Origin of the sequence: Lacrimispora sp. 38-1, from assembly GCF_049890855.1 — a bacterium.
GTDB lineage: Bacteria > Bacillota > Clostridia > Lachnospirales > Lachnospiraceae > Lacrimispora.
On record NZ_JBANEW010000024.1, the window covers coordinates 1 to 425 of the forward strand.

1 rRNA gene is annotated in these 425 nt (G+C 46.1%); it reads left to right on the plus strand.

Going from position 1 to position 425, the window contains the following annotated elements:
- Positions 1-135 precede the first annotated feature (135 nt).
- Positions 136-425, plus strand: a 23S ribosomal RNA gene (locus V7D18_RS05105); the annotation flags it as partial.

Below are 425 nucleotides of genomic sequence, written 5' to 3' on the forward strand. Positions count from 1 at the left end.
TTACATCGAAAGATGTAACCGAATAAAAACTCGTTCAATTACCGTAACGTACGGTAAGAGAACAACCTAAGACCATAAGATACAACGCTATGTATCTTAGATGAGTAACCCGCACCCGCAGGTGAAAGTCGTATTGGTTAAGCTAGAAAGAGCACAAGGTGGATGCCTTGGCACTAAGAGCCGATGAAAGACGTGATAAGCTGCGAAAAGCTTCGGGGAGGAGCAAATATCCTTTGATCCGGAGATATCTGAATGGGGAAACCCAGCTGAGCAAACCTCAGTTGTCGTATGGTGAATCCATAGCCATACGTCGGGAACCCGGGGAACTGAAACATCTAAGTACCCGGAGGAAAAGAAAGAAAACTCGATTTCCAGAGTAGCGGCGAGCGAAATGGAAAGAGCCTAAACCAGCATGCGTGCATGTT